12 protein-coding genes are annotated in these 18,688 nt (G+C 74.4%); 4 read left to right on the forward strand and 8 right to left on the reverse strand.

Annotated features, from left to right (window positions below; genetic code table 11):
* The first annotated feature begins 49 nt into the window (after positions 1 to 49).
* The 3 genes from OG259_RS34630 to OG259_RS34640 all read left to right on the forward strand — a co-directional run bounded on the left by OG259_RS34630 (position 50) and on the right by OG259_RS34640 (position 5,144).
* Positions 50 to 676 (forward strand): YigZ family protein, encoded by a 627-nt coding sequence (locus OG259_RS34630; protein ID WP_328945822.1) that lies wholly within the window; start codon positions 50 to 52, stop codon positions 674 to 676.
* A 254-nt stretch (positions 677 to 930) separates the two neighbouring features.
* Entirely contained in the window at positions 931 to 2,109 is a 1,179-nt protein-coding gene (locus tag OG259_RS34635) for an exonuclease SbcCD subunit D (protein ID WP_328945823.1), read from the forward strand.
* Complete coding sequence (locus tag OG259_RS34640; protein ID WP_328945824.1) at positions 2,106 to 5,144, forward strand: SMC family ATPase; 3,039 nt, start codon at positions 2,106 to 2,108, stop codon at positions 5,142 to 5,144. Before OG259_RS34635 ends, OG259_RS34640 begins: the two co-directional genes overlap by 4 nt.
* Before the next feature lie 49 nt (positions 5,145 to 5,193).
* Here OG259_RS34640 and OG259_RS34645 read toward each other — a convergent pair whose 3' ends face one another.
* From OG259_RS34645 to OG259_RS34655, 3 genes are all read right to left on the reverse strand, one after another.
* Positions 5,194 to 5,643, reverse strand: a complete 450-nt coding sequence (locus OG259_RS34645; RefSeq protein ID WP_266902793.1) for an Lrp/AsnC family transcriptional regulator — start codon at positions 5,641 to 5,643, stop codon at positions 5,194 to 5,196.
* Positions 5,644 to 5,712: 69 nt separating this feature from the next.
* A complete protein-coding gene (locus OG259_RS34650; protein ID WP_328945825.1) occupies positions 5,713 to 7,416 on the reverse strand; it encodes a DUF885 domain-containing protein in 1,704 nt (567 codons plus the stop codon).
* A gap of 49 nt (positions 7,417 to 7,465) precedes the next feature.
* A complete protein-coding gene (locus OG259_RS34655) occupies positions 7,466 to 7,963 on the reverse strand; it encodes an Lrp/AsnC family transcriptional regulator (RefSeq protein WP_015032075.1) in 498 nt (165 codons plus the stop codon).
* A gap of 59 nt (positions 7,964 to 8,022) precedes the next feature.
* Here OG259_RS34655 and OG259_RS34660 point away from each other — a divergent pair, with 59 nt between their 5' ends.
* On the forward strand, positions 8,023 to 9,249 hold the full coding sequence (locus tag OG259_RS34660) for a trans-sulfuration enzyme family protein (protein WP_328945826.1): 1,227 nt from the start codon (positions 8,023 to 8,025) through the stop codon (positions 9,247 to 9,249).
* On the opposite strand, the gene OG259_RS34665 is transcribed toward OG259_RS34660, so the two are convergent.
* The 5 genes from OG259_RS34665 to pdxR all read right to left on the reverse strand — a co-directional run bounded on the left by OG259_RS34665 (position 9,161) and on the right by pdxR (position 18,480).
* Positions 9,161 to 10,600: a GNAT family N-acetyltransferase gene (locus tag OG259_RS34665; protein WP_328945827.1), complete on the reverse strand. Its 1,440-nt coding sequence runs from the start codon at positions 10,598 to 10,600 to the stop codon at positions 9,161 to 9,163. The two genes, OG259_RS34660 and OG259_RS34665, sit on opposite strands and share 89 nt — an antisense overlap.
* Positions 10,601 to 10,688: 88 nt before the next feature.
* Positions 10,689 to 13,433, reverse strand: a complete 2,745-nt coding sequence (locus OG259_RS34670) for a DUF7824 domain-containing protein (protein ID WP_328945828.1) — start codon at positions 13,431 to 13,433, stop codon at positions 10,689 to 10,691.
* Positions 13,434 to 13,531: 98 nt separating this feature from the next.
* Positions 13,532 to 14,938 (reverse strand): SWIM zinc finger family protein, encoded by a 1,407-nt coding sequence (locus OG259_RS34675; protein ID WP_328945829.1) that lies wholly within the window; start codon positions 14,936 to 14,938, stop codon positions 13,532 to 13,534.
* A gap of 196 nt (positions 14,939 to 15,134) precedes the next feature.
* The gene (locus OG259_RS34680; protein WP_328945830.1) at positions 15,135 to 16,727 is read right to left on the reverse strand and encodes an alkaline phosphatase D family protein; all 1,593 of its coding nucleotides are present in this window, start codon (positions 16,725 to 16,727) and stop codon (positions 15,135 to 15,137) included.
* A gap of 199 nt (positions 16,728 to 16,926) precedes the next feature.
* The gene (gene pdxR, locus OG259_RS34685; protein WP_328945831.1) at positions 16,927 to 18,480 is read right to left on the reverse strand and encodes a MocR-like pyridoxine biosynthesis transcription factor PdxR; all 1,554 of its coding nucleotides are present in this window, start codon (positions 18,478 to 18,480) and stop codon (positions 16,927 to 16,929) included.
* Positions 18,481 to 18,688 lie beyond the last annotated feature (208 nt).

Consider the following 18,688-nt stretch of genomic DNA (forward strand, 5'->3'; position numbering starts at 1 on the left):
CTCGTCGGCCGCCGGAGTGGCACGGGCCCACGGAACGTAGGCTGGGCGGATGCAGGAGCAGTACCGCACGCCGGCCCACGAGGGCGTGCACGAGACCGAGATCAACCGCTCGCGCTTCCTCTGCGCGCTCGCACCCGTCGCCGACGAGCGGGAGGCGCAGGAGTTCGTCGCGCGCATCCGCAAGGAGCACCCGACCGCCAGCCACAACTGCTTCGCCTACGTCCTCGGAGCCGACGCGTCCGTGCAGAAGGCGAGTGACGACGGAGAGCCCGGCGGCACGGCCGGCGTCCCGATGCTGCAGATGCTCCTGCGCCGCGAGATGCGGTACGTCGTCGCCGTCGTGACCCGCTACTACGGCGGTGTGAAGCTCGGCGCGGGCGGCCTCATCCGCGCGTACGGCGGGGTGGTCGGCGAGGCCCTCGACGCGCTCGGCACGGTGACCCGGCAGCGCTTCCGGCTGGCCACCGTCACCGTCGACCACCAGCGGGCCGGCAAGCTGGAGAACGACCTGCGGGCGACCGGGCGCGCCGTCCGTGACGTGCGGTACACCGACGCCGTCACGATCGAGATCGGCCTCCCGGACTCGGACGTCCCCGCCTTCCGCGCCTGGCTCGCGGACGCCACGGCGGGCACGGCCTCGTTCGAACTCGGCGGCGAGGCGTACGGGGACGCCTGAGGCGTGACGCTTGAACTGTGACGCTGAACTGTGACGCTTGAACTGTGACGGTCGAGGCCTGATCGGCGCCCTCCGACGGCGAAGCGCGTACGGCCCCCGCCTCCCGTCCCGTACCGCCCGGCCTCCCTCCCGTACCCCCCCGGCCTCCCGTCCCGTACGGCCCCGACCACACCCCCCGGCGGGATAGCGTGGTGGGCGCACACGTACGGGAACCAGCGGCGAGGAGCGGCGCACATGCGGGGTGGGACGGCATCGTGAGGCTCCTGCACACCTCGGACTGGCACCTGGGCCGGTCCTTCCACCGCGTCGGTCTCCTCGAAGCCCAGACCGCCTTCCTCGACCACCTCGTCGCGACCGTCCACGCGCACCGGGTGGACGCCGTCCTCGTCGCCGGTGACGTCTACGACCGGGCCGTGCCCCCGCTCCCCGCCGTCGAGCTGTTCGACACCGCCCTGCACCGCCTCGCCGAGGCCGGGGTGCCCACGATCATGATCTCCGGCAACCACGACTCGGCCCGACGCCTCGGCGTCGGCGCCGGACTCATGGAGCGTGCCGGTATCCATCTCCGTACCGACCCGGCCGGAATCGGCACCCCCGTCGTCCTCACCGACGCCCACGGCGACATCGCCCTGTACGGCCTGCCCTACCTCGAACCGGCCCTCGTCCGGGAACAGCTCGGCGCCGAGAAGGCCGGGCACGAGGCCGTGCTCGCCGCCGCGATGGACCGGGTCCGCGCCGACCTCGCCGGACGCCCCGCCGGAACCCGTTCCGTGGTCCTCGCCCACGCCTTCGTCGCCGGCGGCGCGCCCAGCGACAGCGAGCGGGACATCACCGTCGGCGGCGTCGCCGCCGTCCCCACCGGGATCTTCGACGGCGTCGACTACGTGGCCCTCGGGCACCTGCACGGCAGCCAGACCCTCACCCCCCGGGTGCGTTACTCCGGCTCCCCCCTCGCCTACTCCTTCTCCGAGGCCGACCACCGCAAGACGATGTGGCTCGTCGAGCTGGGCCCCACCGGCCCCGACGGGGCGATCACCGGCGCCGAACGGCTCGACTGCCCCGTCCCGCGCCCCCTCGGCCGGATCCGGGGGCGGCTCGACGACCTCCTCGCCGACCCCGCGCTCACCCCCCACGAGCAGTCCTGGGTCGAGGCCACGCTCACCGACCCCGTGCGCCCCGCCGAGCCCATGGCCCGGCTCACCGAACGCTTCCCGCACACCCTGAGCCTGGTCTTCGACCCCGAGCGCACCGGGGACGACCCCGGCGCCTCCTACGCCCAGCGGCTCCGGGACCGCACCGACCAGCAGATCGCGGAGGACTTCGTGGCCCATGTGCGCGCCGGCGCGGCCCTCGACGGGGCCGAGCGGACGGTCCTGTACGGCGCCTTCGACGACGTACGGGTCGACACCGCCGAGCGCGAGGTGGGCCGGTGAGGCTGCACCGACTGGAGATCACCGCGTTCGGCCCCTTCGGCGGCACGCAGACCGTCGACTTCGACGCCCTCTCCTCCGCCGGGCTCTTCCTCCTCCACGGGCCGACCGGCGCCGGCAAGACCTCCGTCCTCGACGCGGTCTGCTTCGCCCTGTACGGGAGCGTGCCCGGCGTCCGCCAGACTCCGGGCGGCTCCCTGCGGAGCGACCACGCCCCTGTCGGCACGTCCACCGAGGTCGTCCTCGAACTCACCGTGGGGGACCGGCGCCTGGAGATCACCCGGCGCCCGGCCCAGCAGCGGCCCAAGAAGCGCGGCGGCGGCTTCACCACCGAGAAGGCCCAGACCTGGCTGCGCGAGTACGACCCCGCCACGCGCGCGTGGAACGGCCTGAGCCGCTCCCACCAGGAGGTGGGGGAGGAGATCACCCAGCTCGTCGGCATGAGCCGCGAGCAGTTCTGTCAGGTCGTCCTCCTCCCGCAGGGCGACTTCGCCCGCTTCCTCCGTGCCGACGCCGAGGCCCGCGGCAAGCTCCTCGGCCGCCTCTTCGACACCCGCCGCTTCGCCGCCGTCGAAGAGCGCCTGGCCGACCTGCGGCGGACCGCTCAGCAGCAGGTCGAGGACGGCGACGAGCGGCTCCTCGCACTCGCCCACCGGATGGGTCAGGCCGCCGGGGGCCTCGCCGTCGCCCGTACCTCCGTCGAGGGGCGGCCCGGCGACCCCGGCCTCGCCGACACGGTCCTCACCTGGGCCGCCGTCGCCCGTACGGAGGCCCGCGAGGCCCTCGACATCGCGCGCGTACGGCTCGAAGCCGCTGAGACCCGGCAGGGCGCGGCGCGCGCCGCCCTCGACGCCGAGAACGACCTGGCCGCCCGCCAGGCCCGGCACGCCGACGCGCTCCTGCGGCAGGAGCGGCTCACCGCCCACGCGCCGGAGAAGGACCGGCTCCAGGCCGCCCTCGACCGCAGTCTGAAGGCGGACCGGGTGGCCCCCGCGCTGGGACTGCGCCAGGACGCCGAGCGCGAGCGTTCGACCGCGCACGCCGCCCGCGAACGCGCCCGCGCCCAGCTGCCCCCGGATCTCGCCGACGCCGGGGCCGAGCAGCTCTCGGCCCTCGAACGCCGGCTGCGCGAGGAACTCGGAGGCCTGGAGGCGGCCCGTCGCGCCGAGCGCCGCGCCGCCGCGATCGCCGGGGAACGCGCCGTCCTCGTGCGCGAGGCGCGCGCCGACGGCGACGTCCTCCGGGACGCCTCCGACTGGCTCGCCGGCTGGGGACCGCGCCGGACGGCGCTCACCGAGCACGTCGAGGCCGCCCGGGACGCCGCCGCCCGGGCGGAGCACCTCGCGGGCCGCCTCGATCCCGCCCGCCGCCGGTTCGACGCGGCCCGCCGCCGTGACGCCCTCGCCGAGGACACCCGGGCGGCCGAGGCGCGCCTCGCGGACGCACGGGAACGACGCAACACCGCCCACGAGAGCTGGCTGGACGTCAAGTCACGGCGCCTGGAGGGCATCGCCGCCGAACTCGCGGTCACCCTCGCCCCGGGCGACCCCTGCCAGGTCTGCGGCTCGACCGCCCACCCGGCCCCCGCCCGCACCGGCGCCGACCATGTCGACCGGGCCACCGAGGACGCCGCCTACGCCTCCTACACCCGCGCCGAGGAGACCCGTACGTCCGCCGAACGCGACTTGGCCGTCACCCACGAGTCCTGGTCCACGGCCCGCGCCGAGGTCCAGGCGGGCGCCCCGGCCGGTTCGTCCGAGCCGACCGTCGGCGAACTCGCTCTCGAAGTCGAAGAGTTGACCCGCCTCCATGCCGAGGCGCACGCGCTCGCCGGACAGACCCACGGCGCGCGGGAGACGCTCGCGCGGGCCGAGCGGGAGCACGAGAAGCGGGTCGGCGCGCAGCGGGAGGCCGAGCGGCGGGTCGCCGCGCGGACCTCGCGGCGCGAGGCCCTCGACCGCGAACAGCTCGCCCTCGACGAGGAACTGACCCGGGGACGCGGCGCGTTCGCCACCGTGGCCGAACACGCCACCCTCCTCGAACGGCGGATCGGCCTCCTGGTCGACGCCACCGGCGCCGTACGCACCGCCGAACTCGCCGCCCAGCACCTCAAGGAGGCCGACGACCGGCTCGCCGACGCGGCCTACCGCGCGGGCTTCACCACCCCCGCCGAGGCCGCCGCCGCACTCCTCCGCGAGGGCGAGCGCCGGGACCACCAGCACCGCGTGGACGCCTGGCAGGCCGAGGCCGCCGCCGTCGCGGACCGGCTCGCCGAGCCCGGCACCGCGGCCGCCGCCGCCCTTCCGCCCGCCGACCCGGCCGCGGTCGGGGCCGCCCACACGGCGGCCGAACGCGCGCTCCGCGAGGCCGACGCCGTCCTGGCCGCCGCCCGCGAACGCGCCACCGGCCTCGCCGGACTCTCCCGGCAGGCCCTCACCGAGGTCCGCCGCCTGGGTCCGCTCCGCGAGGAGTACGACCGGGTGGCCCGCCTCGCCGCACTCACCGCCGGCACCTCCGCCGAGAACGAGCGCCGGATGCGCCTGGAGTCGTACGTCCTGGCCGCCCGCCTCGAACAGGTCGCGGCCGCCGCGACCGCGCGCCTCCAGCGGATGTCCTCCGGCCGCTACACCCTCGTCCACTCCGACGCGCGCTCCGGCGGCAAGCGGGCCGGCCTCGGCCTGCACGTCGTCGACGCCTGGACCGGCAACGAGCGCGACACCGCCACGCTCTCCGGCGGCGAGACCTTCTTCGCCTCCCTCGCGCTCGCCCTCGGCCTCGCCGACGTCGTCACGGACGAGGCGGGGGGCGTACGGCTCGACACGCTCTTCATCGACGAGGGCTTCGGCAGCCTCGACGAGCAGACGCTCGACGAGGTCCTCGACGTCCTCGACTCACTGCGCGAACGCGACCGCAGCGTCGGCATCGTCAGTCACGTCGGCGATCTGCGCCGCCGGATCCCGGCCCAGCTGGAGGTCGTCAAGGCGCGGCAGGGCTCGGCGGTACGGCTGCGCACCGGCGCGGACGCGCTCAGCGGCTGAGGCCCGTGCGGTGTGACTCCCGGCGGCTCAGGAGCGGGCGGTCGCGCCCTCAGCGGCTGAGTGAACGCCGGGGGAGCGGCGAGGAGTAGACGACGCTCGTCGTCACGGAGCCGAGTGTGGCGATCTTCCCGGAGATCGCCTCCAGGTGCTTCATCGACCGCGCGGCGACCTTGAGGACGAAACAGTCGTCGCCGGTGACGTGGTGCGCCTCCAGGACCTCCGGCGTGGTGTCGAGCAGATCGTGGAACGGCTTGTAGTTGCCGTGCGGATAGCGGAGCCGTACGAAGGCGAGGATCGGCAGCCCGAGCCGGTCCTGGTCGACGATCGCCGCGTACCCGGTGATCACCCCGGCCTCCTCCAGGCGCCGCACCCGCTCGGTCACCGCGGACGGCGACATCGACACGGTACGGGCGAGCTCGGCGAAACTGGCGCGGCCCTCGGACTGGAGGGCCTGGAGAATGCGCCAGTCGGTGGCGTCGGCGGTGTACTCGGTGGTCATACGGCACAGATAGCAGGGGATTCCCCGGCCGATCAAGCGGTCGGCCGGGGAATCTCACCCCAGCTGCCCTCAGAGGCGCGAGAGCTCGTCGACCAGGTCGTCGAGGCCCAGCGGCCCCTGCGAGAGGGCGGCCATGTGCCAGGCCTTCGCGTCGAACGCGTCGCCGTGCGCCGCCCGCGCGTTGGCGCGGCCGAGCAGCCAGGCCCGCTCGCCCAGCTTGTAGCCGATGGCCTGACCCGGCATCGACAGATAGCGGGTCATCTCGCTCTCCACGAAGGACGGCGGACGGCTGCTGTGCCGCTGGAAGAACTCCTGCGCGAGCTCGGGGGTCCACCGCTCGCCCGGGTGGAACGGCGAGTCCGCCGGGATCTCAAGGCCCAGGTGCATGCCGATGTCCACGATCACCCGGCAGGCGCGCATCATCTGCCCGTCGAGGTAGCCGAGGCGCCGCTCCGCGTCCGGCAGGAAGCCGAGTTCGTCCATCAGCCGCTCCGCGTAGAGCGCCCAGCCCTCGGAGTTGGCGCTGACCTTGCCGATGGTCGCCTGGTAGCGGGAGAGGCGGTCGGCGACGTGCACCCACTGCGCGATCTGCAGGTGGTGGCCGGGAACGCCCTCGTGGTACCAGGTCGACACCAGGTCGTAGACCGGGAAGCGGGTCGTGCCGTCCACCGGGAGCCAGGTGCGGCCGGGGCGCGAGAAGTCCTCGGACGGGCCGGTGTAGTACGGCGCGGCGGCGCCGCCCGGCGGGGCGATCCGGGACTCCACCCGCCGTACCCGGTCGGCGAGTTCGAAGTGGGTGCCGTCGAGCGCCTCGATGGCCTCGTCCATGAGCTCCTGGAGCCAGACCCGGACCTCCTCCACCCCTTCGATGTGCGTGCCGTGCTCGTCGAGGTGGGCCAGCGCCTCCCAGGGGTCGGAGCCCGGCAGGATCCGCTCGGCCTCGGTCCGCATCTCGCCGAGCAGCCGGTGGTACTCGGTCCAGCCGTACGCGTACGCCTGGTCGAGGTCCAGGTCGGTGCCGTTGAAGAAGCGGGTCCAGCGCTGGTAGCGCTCACGGCCCACCGTGTTCGGGGCGTCCGCGACGGCCGGGGCGTACACGTCCCGCATCCAGTCCCGTAGCGCCACGACGGCCTCGGTGGCGGCCCGGCCCGCCTTGGCGAGCCCGGCGCGCAGCTCCTCGGGGAGGGTGGCCGGGCCCGCGGCGGCGAACTCCTCGAACCAGCCCGGCCCTCCGCTCGCCGCGCCCGCCCACTCCGTGAGCTGTTCGACGAAGGTGGCCGTGGGGCGCGGCCCGCCGAACAGCTTCCGCTCAAGACCGAGCGCGAGCGCGGACCGGTAGCCCTCCAGGGCGGCCGGGACCGCGCGCAGCCGGGCGGCGACCGCCGTCCAGTCCTCCTCGGTCTCCGTCGGCATCACGGTGAACACGATGCGGACGCTGTGCGCGGGCGAGCGCATGTTGCTGACCGCGCACAGCCCCTCCTCGGCCTCGTACACGGCGAGTTCCGCCGTCAGGCGCTCCCGCAGCAGACGGGCGCACCGCTGCTCGGCCTCGCTGTCCGCGCCCGGGGCGCGCTCCGCCTCGTCGAGCCGGGCGAGCGTACGGCGGGCGAGGTCGGCCACGGCCCGCTGGCCGGCCGGCGAGAAGTCGGGCAGCAGTCCGGCGCTCTCCTTGACTCCCAGGTACGTACCGGTGATCGGGTCGAGGGCGATGAGTGCGTCGACGTGTTCGTCGGCGACCTGGCGGGGCAGCGCGCTGCTGGAAGTCTCTGGCATGGGGGTCATCCTGGCGCGTCCGGCGGGCCCGCGTCACCCTCGTCCGGCCTCAGTCGGCTGACAAGGAAGGGCTCGCCGAGGGCGGCAGAAGCGGCCCGCACTCCCACTGCTGGAAGATCAGCCGCGTCTCGACGCGGGCCACCTCGCGGCGCGAGGTGAACTCGTCGAGCACGAGTCGTTGCAGGTCGGCGGGGTCCGCGACGGCCACGTGCACCAGGTAGTCGTCGGGTCCCGTCAGATGGAACAGCGCCCGGGACTCCGGCAGGGCCCGGATCCGGTCCACGAAGGGACCGATCAGTTCCCGCCGGTGCGGCCGGACCTGGACAAGAAGGAGCGCTTCAAGACCTCGGCCGAGTTTGGCCGGATCCAGTCGTAGCTGGTGTCCGAGGATCACGCCCGTGCGGCGCAGCCGCGCCACCCGGTCCAGGCAGGTGGAGGGTGCCACCCCGACCTCGGCGGCGAGTTCACGGTAGGTGGTCCGGGCGTCGTTCTGCAGGAGGCGAAGAATGTGCAGATCGACCGCGTCCAGTACGACAGAATCGGCCATCTGGCGAACGTAGCACGGCGATTTCCCGCTACTTCCCGGTATCCGTTCACAGTGCCGCCATGGACGCCATGGACTACGGCTCCTCGGTCACCCCGAGGGCCCTCGCCACCGAAGCCGTGCACGCCGGCCGCGAAGACCTCGCCTCGCTCGGTCTGCACGCCCCGCCGCTCGATCTGTCCACCACCTACCCCTCGTACGACGCCCGGGCCGAGGCCGCCCGGATCGACGAATTCGCCACCACGGGTGCCCGGCTCGACGGGCCGCCGGTCTACGCCCGGCTCGACAACCCCACCGTCGCCCGCTTCGAGGAGGCCCTCGCCCGACTTGAGGGCGCCGAGGCGGCCGTCGCCTTCGCCAGCGGCATGGCGGCCTTCACCGCCGTCCTCCTCGCCCGGGCGAGCCAGGGTCTGCGTCACGTGGTCGCGGTCCGTCCGCTGTACGGCTGCAGCGACCACCTCCTGGACGCCGGACTGCTCGGCACCGAGGTGACCTGGACCGACCCGGCGGGCGTCGCGGACGCGATACGGCCCGACACCGGCCTGGTCATGGTGGAGTCGCCCGCCAACCCGACCCTGGCGGAGGCGGACATCCGCGCCCTCGCCCACTCCTGCGGATCCGTGCCGCTCCTGGTCGACAACACCTTCGCCACGCCCGTGCTCCAGCGCCCGGTCGAGCAGGGCGCCCGCATCGTGCTGCACAGCGCCACCAAGTACCTCGGCGGTCACGGTGACGTCATGGGCGGCATCGTCGCCTGCGACGAGGAGTTCGCCCGCACCCTCCGTCAGGTCCGCTTCGCCACCGGCGGAGTGCTGCACCCGCTCGCCGGCTATCTGCTGCTGCGTGGTCTGTCCACCCTGCCGGTACGGGTGCGTGCGGCTTCCGGCACGGCGGCGGAGCTCGTACGGCGGCTCGCCACGGATCCCCGGATCGCGCGGGTCCACTACCCGCGGATCGGCGGCGCGATGATCGCCTTCGAGGTCTACGGCGACCCGCACGACGTCATCGCCGGCGTCCGTCTGATCACCCCGGCCGTGAGCCTCGGCAGCGTCGACACCCTCATCCAGCACCCGGCCTCCATCAGCCACCGCATCGTGGCCGAGGGTGACCGGCGCTCGGCGGGCGTCAGCGACCGCCTGCTGCGGATGTCGGTCGGTCTCGAGGACGTCGAGGACCTTTGGCGGGATCTGACCCAGGCGCTCAGCGCTCCGCCCGCCGGATCCCTTCGTGCCGCTGTTCCTGCTGGGGCCGGGCGGCCGGTCGCGGTGCCGCGGCCAGCCGGGCTGTGATCACCAGGGTGCCCTCCTCGATCTGGTAGTCGAGGGGCAGGTTGAGCGCCCGCATCGCGGCCACCATCCCGGTGTTGGACGACTGCGTCACGGCGTACACGCTGGCGCAGCCGGCCTCCTCCGCCATCGCCACGAGCCGGCCGAGGAGCTCGGAGCCGATGCCGCGCCGCTGCCAGTCGTCCTCCACCATCAGCGCGACCTCCGTCTCGTCGCCGTCCCAGAGCAGATGTCCGAGGGCGACGAGCCGGCCGGAGGTCGTCTGCACGGCCAGGGTGCGCCCGAAGCGGGGGCTGAGCAGATGGTCGAGGTAGCGGTCCGCGTCGCCGACCGGGCCGTGGTAGCGCAGACCGAGCGTGCGGGGCGAGCAGCGGTCGTGCATGGCGCGCGCGGCGGCCAGGTCGCGCTGGTCGGCGCGGCGGACGGTGATCTCGTTGCCCTCGGGGAGGGTCAGCACGTCCTGGCTGCGCGGGACGCGCGGGCCGAGCCGCGCGTCGAGCTCGACGAGGGCGCGGGCCCGGGCGAACTCGGTGGGGGTGAAGGGGAGGTAGGGCCGCTCCACGATGAGCGTGCCGCCGTTGGGGTCGCGCAGCCGCATCACGGTCTCCTCCAGGACGCCTTCGACCGGGGCGAGTTCGCCGGTGGGGCGGCCGGTGAGCGAGACGGCGGGCACGGAGTGCAGGGTGCAGCGGCCGAGGAGCTGGCGCAGCGCGAGCGGCAGTTCGGCCGCGTCGAGCGCCGTACGGGTGGCCAGGCCGAGGACCCGGGTGGGGGTGTCCACCAGGTCGTGGGCGTCGGCCCGCTCGGTCCAGGTGTCGCGGCCGCCCGCCGCCGCCGTCTCACGGGAGAGGGCGTGGGCGGAGAGATCGGCGGGGGCGCGCAGCAGGAACTCGTCGACCGTGCCGTCGGCGAGCGGGTGCGTCTGGAGGGTGAGGATGTCCACGCCCAGGCGGGCGAGGACGGTGCACAGCGCGGCGAGGCTGCCCGGCGTGTCCGCGACGGTGGTCCGCATCCGCCAGAGCGTCGTCTCGACGGGAACCTCGGGCTCCGTCTCGTCGTGCTCCTCCTCGGTCTTCGCAGGGACGGTCGCGGTGGAGGGCCCGCCGGTGTCACCGGCGGGCGGAGCATGGCTCGCATGACTGCGCCTCCGTGCCCACCAGGTGTGGAAGCCGGCGGTGGCGACCAGCGCGATCGCCGAGAACACCAGGAGGTAGGGGCCGTCCGGCCCCTTGACGATGCTCTTGGCGATCGTGTCGGCCACCACCACGGCGGTGAACAGGGCGGCGAGCTCGATCAGGTCGTGCCGCCAGTGGTGCGGACGGCGGGTGCTCTTCGAAGACGTCACATCGGTCATGACCTCACTGTGACCCAGTGGTGTTGCGTGATCACGAACGCTTTGTGACTGACGGGTTAAGCGCCCATCTGGCGGCTTAAGGAACGATTCAGGCCGTTTCTGTCAGAGCCTGATCGGCCCCCTGGCGGAGTGCGCCCGACAGCCGCTTCGCCTGGACGACGAACTGCGAGGCGCTCCGCGCCGAGGCCAGGGCATCGAGCCCGGCCACCTCCCCCCGGGCCCCGCACCGCTCCACACAGTCCGCAGCCACTGCGAGGACCTCGCCCAGACCCCGTACCGGCTTCTCCGTGCCGAGCAGCTCCGGCAGGAGCGGCTCCAGGACCGCCCAGACCGTGCCGTACGCGCCCGTGGCGGCCGTCGTCCGGAGCGCGTCCGCCAGGCGGTTCGGCTTCACCGAGCCCTCCACGACCAGCCACGCCAGCTCCGTGCCGAGCCGCCGGGGGTTCAGATCGCCCCGCGACGCCAGGACGAGCAGCGCGTCCACCGCGCGCAGACGGTCGTCCGCGTCCTGACAGCCCAGACCGAACGCCAGGGCGAGATGGACGGCCCGGCCGGCCGGGCCGCCCGCCTCGGCGAGCGCGGTGAGCGGTTCGGTCACACCGCGCTGGTCCGCATCGGCCCCCGAAGCGAGGGAGGACAGGACACACGCCGCCACGAACTCACGGTCCAAGGGCAGCACCGTGGCCCAGTGCGCCCGCGTGTCCAGCCAGTGGTAGCAGCGCCGGGGAGTCGCCCGCAGCTCGCCGCCCAGCCAGTGGAAGGCCGCCGGGAACTCCTTGCGCACCACGGCTCGCTCGTCGATCTCCACGACGATCCGGTCCGTCAGCCACCACTTCCGCGAGGCCGGGTCCTTCCCCCTGGCCAGCAACCGCACCCTCGTCCCCAGGGGTTCCCCCGCCCGCAGCCACGCGCCGAGCCGTCGTCCCGCCCGCGTGCCGAGCGCCTCCCCCTCCTCGGCCGCCCAACCGGCCGACGGGTCACCGCGCCCGACACGGAGCAGCGCCTGGGCGAAGTCGGCAGGGGCCGGCTCGACGCCCGCGTCCCGGTAGCCGCGTAGCCGCTCCACCAGCACCACCGGGTCGATCTCACCGGTGTGCAGGGTCGGTGCGGCGAGCAGGAACGGCAGCGCGTCCGTGCCGATCAGGCCGGCGGCCTCCCACAGGCGCGTGTCCAGGATCCCCGACAGTGCCTCGTGGTGGCAGGCCTTCCGGTCGGGGCCCTTCGCCCGCCCGGAGTCGACGCGCCACCCCGGCAGCATTCCCAGCAGCCCCGCGAGTACCACCTCCGCCCCGCGCGTGTGATGGCTGAAGTAGTGCTGGAGCTCCCAGTGCTCCGTCGGGAACGCCTCGCGCACCGCCGCTTCCAGCCCCGCCCGGTCCTGCCGTGCGAGCCGCACCAGACCGTCGAGCGCTCGCTCGAACGCCACCGGGTCCTGGGAGAGCCCCCGCGTCACGAGCTCCTCCACCAGCGCCTCGACCGTCGTCGCCGCGGGAGCCACCGGCTCCCGCTCCGGGACCGGCGGCAGGATCTCCTCGTACGGGAGCCCGGGCTCGACCTCCAGATCCTTCCCGAACAGCGCCACGGCCGCCGGACGGTGCACCGGACTCAGCAGACCGGCCTGCTCGGCGAGCTCACGGCGTACCGAGGCGTCCACCGCCGCCGCATGACGGCCCACCAGCTTCAGGGCCCGCTCCTGGATCGTGGTGTCCTCGTGCCCGAAGGCCTCCGCCACGGCCGGCAGCAGCTCCTCCACCGCGCCGGGCTCCCGCGCCAGCACCTTTCCGACCAGCGTCAACTGAGCCCGCACCAGCTTCTTCTCGGTACGGAACAGCACCCCGCCCGTCATCTCGGCCAGCGCCCCGGCCGACAGCGCGCCCTCGGCGGCGAGGCCCGCGAGGACCTCCTGCGCGTACCCCGCGACCGGGGACGGCGCGTCGGACGTCATCCCGATCCAGTCCGGGACCCGCTCCCGGCGCTCGGCCGCGCTCGGCTCGACGAGCCGCAGCACCTCCAGCGGGAACCGCAGGTCCCGGGCCCGACCACCCCGCAGCAGCCGGGAGACGCACAGGTCCACGACCTGGGCCCGGTCGAGCACGCCCTCCGCGACGAGCGTCGCGAGCGCGGTCGGCCAGTGCGTCGGCGCCTCGGGGCCGACCGACCAGGTCAGGCGGTCGGGCGTCTCGGCCATGGCCAGCGCGTGCGGCACGAGCACCCGCGTGTGCGAGTCCTCCCGGAGCCGCTCCAGAAGGCGCGAGTCGGTGATCTCCCGCGTCCACGCGAGGACATAGCCGTCGGTCGCGGGCACCGCGCACCCGGAGCGCTCCACGAGTCCCCGGATCAGGCCGTAACTGCTCTCCGCCACGGCCGGCCGCGCCGCGAGCCGCTGCGCCACGTCCGCCGTCCACGCCGGGTCCCGGTCGGCGAGCACCGAGAGGACCAGGGTGCCGTCCTCGGAGCGCCAGCTCAGCAGGTCGCGCCCGCCGAGCCAGGTCGCCGTCGCGGCCGCGCCGGTCTGACAGCCGGCGCCCGCCACGTACAACGCGCGCCGCACGGCGGTCGCCTCGTTCCACCGCTTCCAGTCCCAGGCGCGCACCTCGGAGCGCAGGGACTTCAACGGTCCGAGGGCGGTCTTCCGGGAGGCGGCGTCCAGCGGCTCCAGGAGCGCCGGCACCTTGTGGGCACGCCCCGCGCGCACCGCCGCCAGCAGCTGCTCGACCGGGGTGCCCCCCTCCGTACCGGTCGTGCCGGCCGCGTCGCCGCCCGTGCTCCCCGAGTCGCCTTCCGCGTCGTTCCCCGCCCCGCGCACCACGGCGCTCCTCACCTTGGTCATCATGCTGTCCATCACCCTGTTCACCAGGCCGTCCCCCACCTCGGTCCCCCCACCGCTCCCCGTCACCGCAGCGCTTCCCTCCACCCCGGCCCTCCCCGTCATCACGCCGCTCCGGCGACCGTCGCGCCGCCACCCACGGCTCCTGTGCGCTCGGGCGTCGCACTCCGTCGGAGCATCCGCACCGCGAGCGCGTGCTTGCACGGGCCGCGCCGGCCCTGGTAGTCGGCCCACCACTGGCAGGTGCAGCTCAGCACCCCGTCCGACTCCCGCACCCGGTACCGCCGTTCGCCCGAGGTCACCGTCGCCAGATCCCCTTCGAGGGCCACCGCGCCCTCCGCCACCAGTCGGCGGGCGCTCACCAGGCGCGGGTTGTGGCGCTCGGCGCGGTCCGCGTCGTACGGCAGCTCCCGGTGGAAGTAGGCCGCGTCCGCCACGTCGTACCCCACCCGCCCGGCCGTGCCGAGCCGGGTCAGCGCCGCCCGCACCCGGTCGATGGTGAGCCCGGCCTGCGTCGCGAGATCGGCCGGATCGATCCGCGGCTCCCAGGCGAGGAGGACCGCGATCAGCTCGGCGTCCTGCGCGGCCTCCTCCGTCGCCAGGGCCTCCAGGACCCCGCCCTCGCCGGAGAAGCCCCGCGCGGGGTCCGGCGACAGCGTCAGTGTGAGCCGCATGCCCGGCAGGACCACCTCCCAGGCGCTCGCCGTGGCCAGAGTGCCGTCCGGCACCGGCCCGTACACCCGAAGCCCCGTCGCGTGCCGCAGCACCCGCTCCAGGGCGACGAGCCGGTCGGGTCCCGGCAGGCACACCGCGCCCGCGCCCGGCCGGGTCGTCGGCCGCAGGGTCCGGCCGGACTGCGCGATCCACATCGGCCCGCGTCCACGGGCCTGGTTGCGCGGCAGGGACCGGAGGAATCGCACGGCCTCCGCCCCGCTCAGCTCGGCCCGCAGATCGAACCGGGCCGAGGCGACCTGCGCCTCGGCGAAGCCCCGCAGCCAGCGGTCCGGCAGCGGGACCTTCTTCTCCACGACCGCTCCCGCGAGCGTGGTCACCGCCATCTCCTCCGGACCCACCCGGAGATGCAGCGGATCGTCCCCCGTCATGCGCGACAACGCCTCACGCAGCGGGTTGTTGACGTCGACGTTGGTCGTTCCGTGCCCCGTCTCCGTACCGCCGAGGCCCTCGTCGAGGACGTCCAGGCGCGCGTACACCCCGCCGCAGCCGGAGAACGACTCGAACCGCAGCCGGTCCCCGTTCCCCGTCACCACCGGGTCGAGCGACCCCGGCCGTATCCGCTGGTGGTAACGGGCCGCGGCCACGTCGGCGACCGCGAGCAGACCGCGGGCCGCGACCTGCGGCGAGGCCAGGAAGCCGGCGAAGAAGCGGGGATGGGCCTCGGCCCCCCGGGGCGTGAGACCCCCCGCCGTCTCCAGACCGAGCAGCCGGCCGGAGCCGGTCGACTCCAGCGCGGAAGGGCGGACATAGGCGAGTGCCTGTACGGATCGCGTCATGGAAACGACGTTAGGACCCGGCACTGACAATCACCGGGGAGCCGGGACCCGTCCGGCCTTCACGACCGCCCGGACCCGGCATCCGCACCACTTCCGACCAGGCGTTATTGTCCGACGCGACCCGGTTCCCGCACCAATTCCGGCCAGGCTTTACCGTCCGACGCGACCCGGTTCCCGCACCATTTCCGACCAGGCGTCACTGTCCGACGCGACCCGGCCGCAGCACCTTGCTGAACAGCACCGTCCCGCCCTCGGCCCGCAGACGGACCGTCAGTTCGCCGCTGTGGCCGTCGATGTCGACCTCCCCGAAGTACTGCGGGCTCTCCATCGGCGACAGGTTGGCCCGCTCCGGCGCCCGGACGAACACCCGCTCCGGGCCGAAGGTCGCGTCCAGCGCGTTCGCCGGGAAGCCGCCCGCGGCCAGCGGCCCGGACACGAACTCCCAGAACGGCGCGAAGTCCTGGAAGGCCGCCCGCTCCGGCGCGTAGTGCTGCGCCGAGGTGTAGTGCACGTCCGCCGTCAGCCACACCGTGCCGGTGATCCGCCGGTGCTTGACGAACCGCAGCAGCTCCGCGATCTGGAGCTCACGGCCCAGCGGCGCGCCGGGATCGCCCTGCGCGATCGCCTCGATGTTCGCCGTGCCGTCCGGTACGACCAGGCCGAGCGGCATGTCCGCCGCGAGCACCTTCCACACCGCGGTGGAGGCGGCCAGCTCCCGCTTCAGCCAGGCAAGTTGCTCGGCGCCCAGGATGCCGGTGGTGTCGTCGGCCTGCCGGCCCGGGGAGTTGGCGTTCCGGTACGAGCGCATGTCGAGCACGAACACGTCGAGCAGCGGCCCGTGCCGCACCACGCGGTGCATCCGGCGTTCGCGACCGCCACCGCGCGCGTGGAGGGTGGGCACCGGCGTGTACTCGCCGAAGGCGCGGAGCGCGCGCGAGGCGAGGACGTCCACGTCCTTCTCCGTGTAGCGCGCGTCGTCCAGGATCTGGCCCGGGTACCAGTTGTTGCGCACCTCGTGGTCGTCCCACTGCGTCACCGTGGGCACCTGCGCGTTGAACGCCCGGACGTTGTGGTCGAGGAGGTTGTAGCGGAAGTTGCCCCGGTACTCGTCGAGGGTCTCCGCGACCTTCGACTTCTCCGGCGTCGTGACGTTCCGCCAGATCCGGCCGTCGGGCAGCGTCACGCTCGGCTGGATGACCCCGTCGGCATAGATCGAGTCCCCGCTGCACAGGAAGAAGTCCGGGTCGAGGCGGCGCATCTCCTCGTACGCGCGGAAGCCGCCGATGTCCGGGTTGATGCCCCAGCCCTGCCCGGCGATGTCGCCCGACCAGAGGAACCTGACGCCGTCACGACGCCGGTCGGGGGCGGTGCGGAAGGTGCCGACGATCCGCTCGCCCGTCCGGCGCGGATCGTCCGGGTCCGCGAGGGTGACCCGGTAGTGGATCTGCTCGCCGGCCGGCAGTCCGCGCAGGGAGGTGGTCCCGGTGAAGTCCGTGCCCGCGCCGATCAGCGGCCCGTGGTGGCGGCGTACCCGCCGGAACGACTCGCTCGCCGAGGTCTCCACGAGCATGCGCGCCGGCCGGTCCGAGCGCACCCACACCAGACCGGAGGACGTGGTGACGTCACCCGTCTGCACCCCCCACTCGGCGCGGGGGCGACCCGACAGGGCGAACGCCGGTGCCGCGAGACCGGCACCGCCCAGGGTGAGCGCCGCCGAGGCGGCCAGCGAACCGCGCAGCACGCTGCGTCGAGCCGGGGAGGGGGAACTGCCGGGTACGGACTGGGACATGGAAGGGCCTCCGTGGGGTGTCCGGGCGGGGGGCGGTGCGTCGCCCCATGCCTAACGGCCGGGGGCGGCGCCCACACGAACCCCGCGTGAACAGATCACCGGGACCGATCGCCTGAGCAGATCACCCGGACCGATCATCTGGACCGATCGCTCGAACGGAGCACCCGGACCGATCACCCGGACCGATCGTTCGAACGGATCACTCCCGGCCGACCGCCTCCGCCACCAGCCGAACCCCGGTCGTCACGGCGGAAGGCGTCAGATGCGCGTACCCGATGACGAGCCGTACGTCCCCGTCCCCGGGCCGCGCCGTTCCGTAGTCCTCAAGCGGCCGCAGCGCCACCCCGGCCTCCGCCGCCCGCGCCAGGAACCGCTCCGGCGGACCGTAACGCGCCGGTACGCGCGCGATGACGTGCAGCCCGGCCGCGATGCCGCTCACCCCGGTCCCCGGCAGGTGCTCCGCGAGCGCGGCGAGCAGGGCGTCCCGCCGCTCCCGGTAGGCGCGTTGGCAGCGGCGGAGCTGCCGGTCGTACCCGCCCCGCGTCACGAACTCCGCGAGCACCGCCTGGTCGAGTACGGGGTTGCCGAGGTCCATCGTCCGCTTGCGCTCGACGACCTCGCCGAGCAGCGCCTCGGGGACGAGCATCCAGCCGAGCCGCAGCCCCGGGGCGAGCGACTTGCTGACCGAGCCCGCGTAGACGACCCGCTCCGGGTCGAGCCCCTGGAGCGCGCCGACGGGAGCCCGGTCGTACCGGAAGTCGCCGTCGTAGTCGTCCTCCAGGACGTACCCGTCCACCGCCCGCGCCCAGTCGAGCAGCGCGGCACGGCGCTCGGCCGACCAGCTGATCCCGGACGGGAACTGGTGCGAGGGCGTCACGACCACCGCCCGTACCCCGGAGGCCGCGAGCGGCGCCGGACACAGCCCCTCCTCGTCCAGGGGCAGCCACACCGTGTCCAGACCGGTCGAGGCGAACAGCCGTCCGTGCTCCGGGCTGCCGGGATCCTCGATGCCGACCGCGTCGAGACCCCGCGCCCGCAGGACGAAACCGAGCAGCGTCGAGGCCTGCGCCACACCCGAACAGACCACGAGCCGCTCCGGATCGGCCACCACGCCCCGCCGCCGGGTCAGCATTCCGGCCAGCGCCTCCCGCAGCTCGGGCAGCCCGCGCGGGTCCGGGTAGCCGAGCGCCGGGTGGGCCAGCCGGGCCAGGACCGCGCGCTGTGCCGCCGACCAGGCGGCCCGCGGGAAGAGCGACAGATCGGGGGTCCCCGGACGGAAGTCCACCAGGACACCGGGCGCCCCCGGGGCCGGGCCGTGCGCACGATGCGGGTACCCGCCCGAGGACGCGCCTCGCGCTCCACGCGCGTGCGTACCCCCGAGCGGGCGCGGCCCACCGCTCCCCTCCGCCGACCCGGTCCGGCCGGGGCCCGCCGACCCGGTGCTCCCCACCACCGCCCCGTTCCGGCCGACGAGGCGCCCCCTCGCAGCGTCACCCACCCAGGTGCCCGCGCCACGATCGCTGCGCAGGTACCCCTCGGCGGTCAGCTGCTCGTACGCCTCCGTCACCAGGCCCCGGGACACGCCCAGGTCGGCCGCGAGCGCGCGCGTCGACGGCAGCCGCGTCCCGGCCGCGAGCCGACCCGAGCGCACCGCCTCGCGCAGCGCCTCCTGGAGGACCCGGCCGCGCCGCCGCGCCGGGGCTCCGACGGCCGGCAGGAGCAGCTCCCAGGCCGCCTGTCCGTGGCTGCTCATTCCGTGTGACCCCATCTCGCCGTCCGCTCGTCGCGCTTCCCCGGCCTGTCCAGGTCGAGGTCCATGATGCCGAGGCCCCTGACGCGCCCCCTACGTCGATCGGCTGCCTCGACGGTGTGGCGTCGGCCCGTTTCGGGGGTCCGTCGACTGCCATGGACCGGTGAGGGGACGTACGCGCGGCGGATGGCTTGCTCGGATCGCGTACCGG

The organism is Streptomyces sp. NBC_00250, assembly GCF_036192275.1.
In the GTDB taxonomy this organism is placed as follows: domain Bacteria; phylum Actinomycetota; class Actinomycetes; order Streptomycetales; family Streptomycetaceae; genus Streptomyces.

Bases quoted from the DNA above. Each gene is read 5' to 3' on its own strand.
- OG259_RS34680 (WP_328945830.1), bottom strand. From the start codon at position 16,727: ATGTCCCAGTCCGTACCCGGCAGTTCCCCCTCCCCGGCTCGACGCAGC.
- pdxR (WP_328945831.1), bottom strand. From the start codon at position 18,480: ATGAGCAGCCACGGACAGGCGGCCTGGGAGCTGCTCCTGCCGGCCGTC.
- OG259_RS34670 (WP_328945828.1), bottom strand. From the start codon at position 13,433: ATGATGACCAAGGTGAGGAGCGCCGTGGTGCGCGGGGCGGGGAACGAC.
- OG259_RS34675 (WP_328945829.1), bottom strand. From the start codon at position 14,938: ATGACGCGATCCGTACAGGCACTCGCCTATGTCCGCCCTTCCGCGCTG.
- OG259_RS34665 (WP_328945827.1), bottom strand. From the start codon at position 10,600: ATGACCGATGTGACGTCTTCGAAGAGCACCCGCCGTCCGCACCACTGG.
- OG259_RS34645 (WP_266902793.1), bottom strand. From the start codon at position 5,643: ATGACCACCGAGTACACCGCCGACGCCACCGACTGGCGCATTCTCCAG.
- OG259_RS34660 (WP_328945826.1), top strand. From the start codon at position 8,023: ATGGACGCCATGGACTACGGCTCCTCGGTCACCCCGAGGGCCCTCGCC.
- OG259_RS34655 (WP_015032075.1), bottom strand. From the start codon at position 7,963: ATGGCCGATTCTGTCGTACTGGACGCGGTCGATCTGCACATTCTTCGC.
- OG259_RS34650 (WP_328945825.1), bottom strand. From the start codon at position 7,416: ATGCCAGAGACTTCCAGCAGCGCGCTGCCCCGCCAGGTCGCCGACGAA.
- OG259_RS34630 (WP_328945822.1), top strand. From the start codon at position 50: ATGCAGGAGCAGTACCGCACGCCGGCCCACGAGGGCGTGCACGAGACC.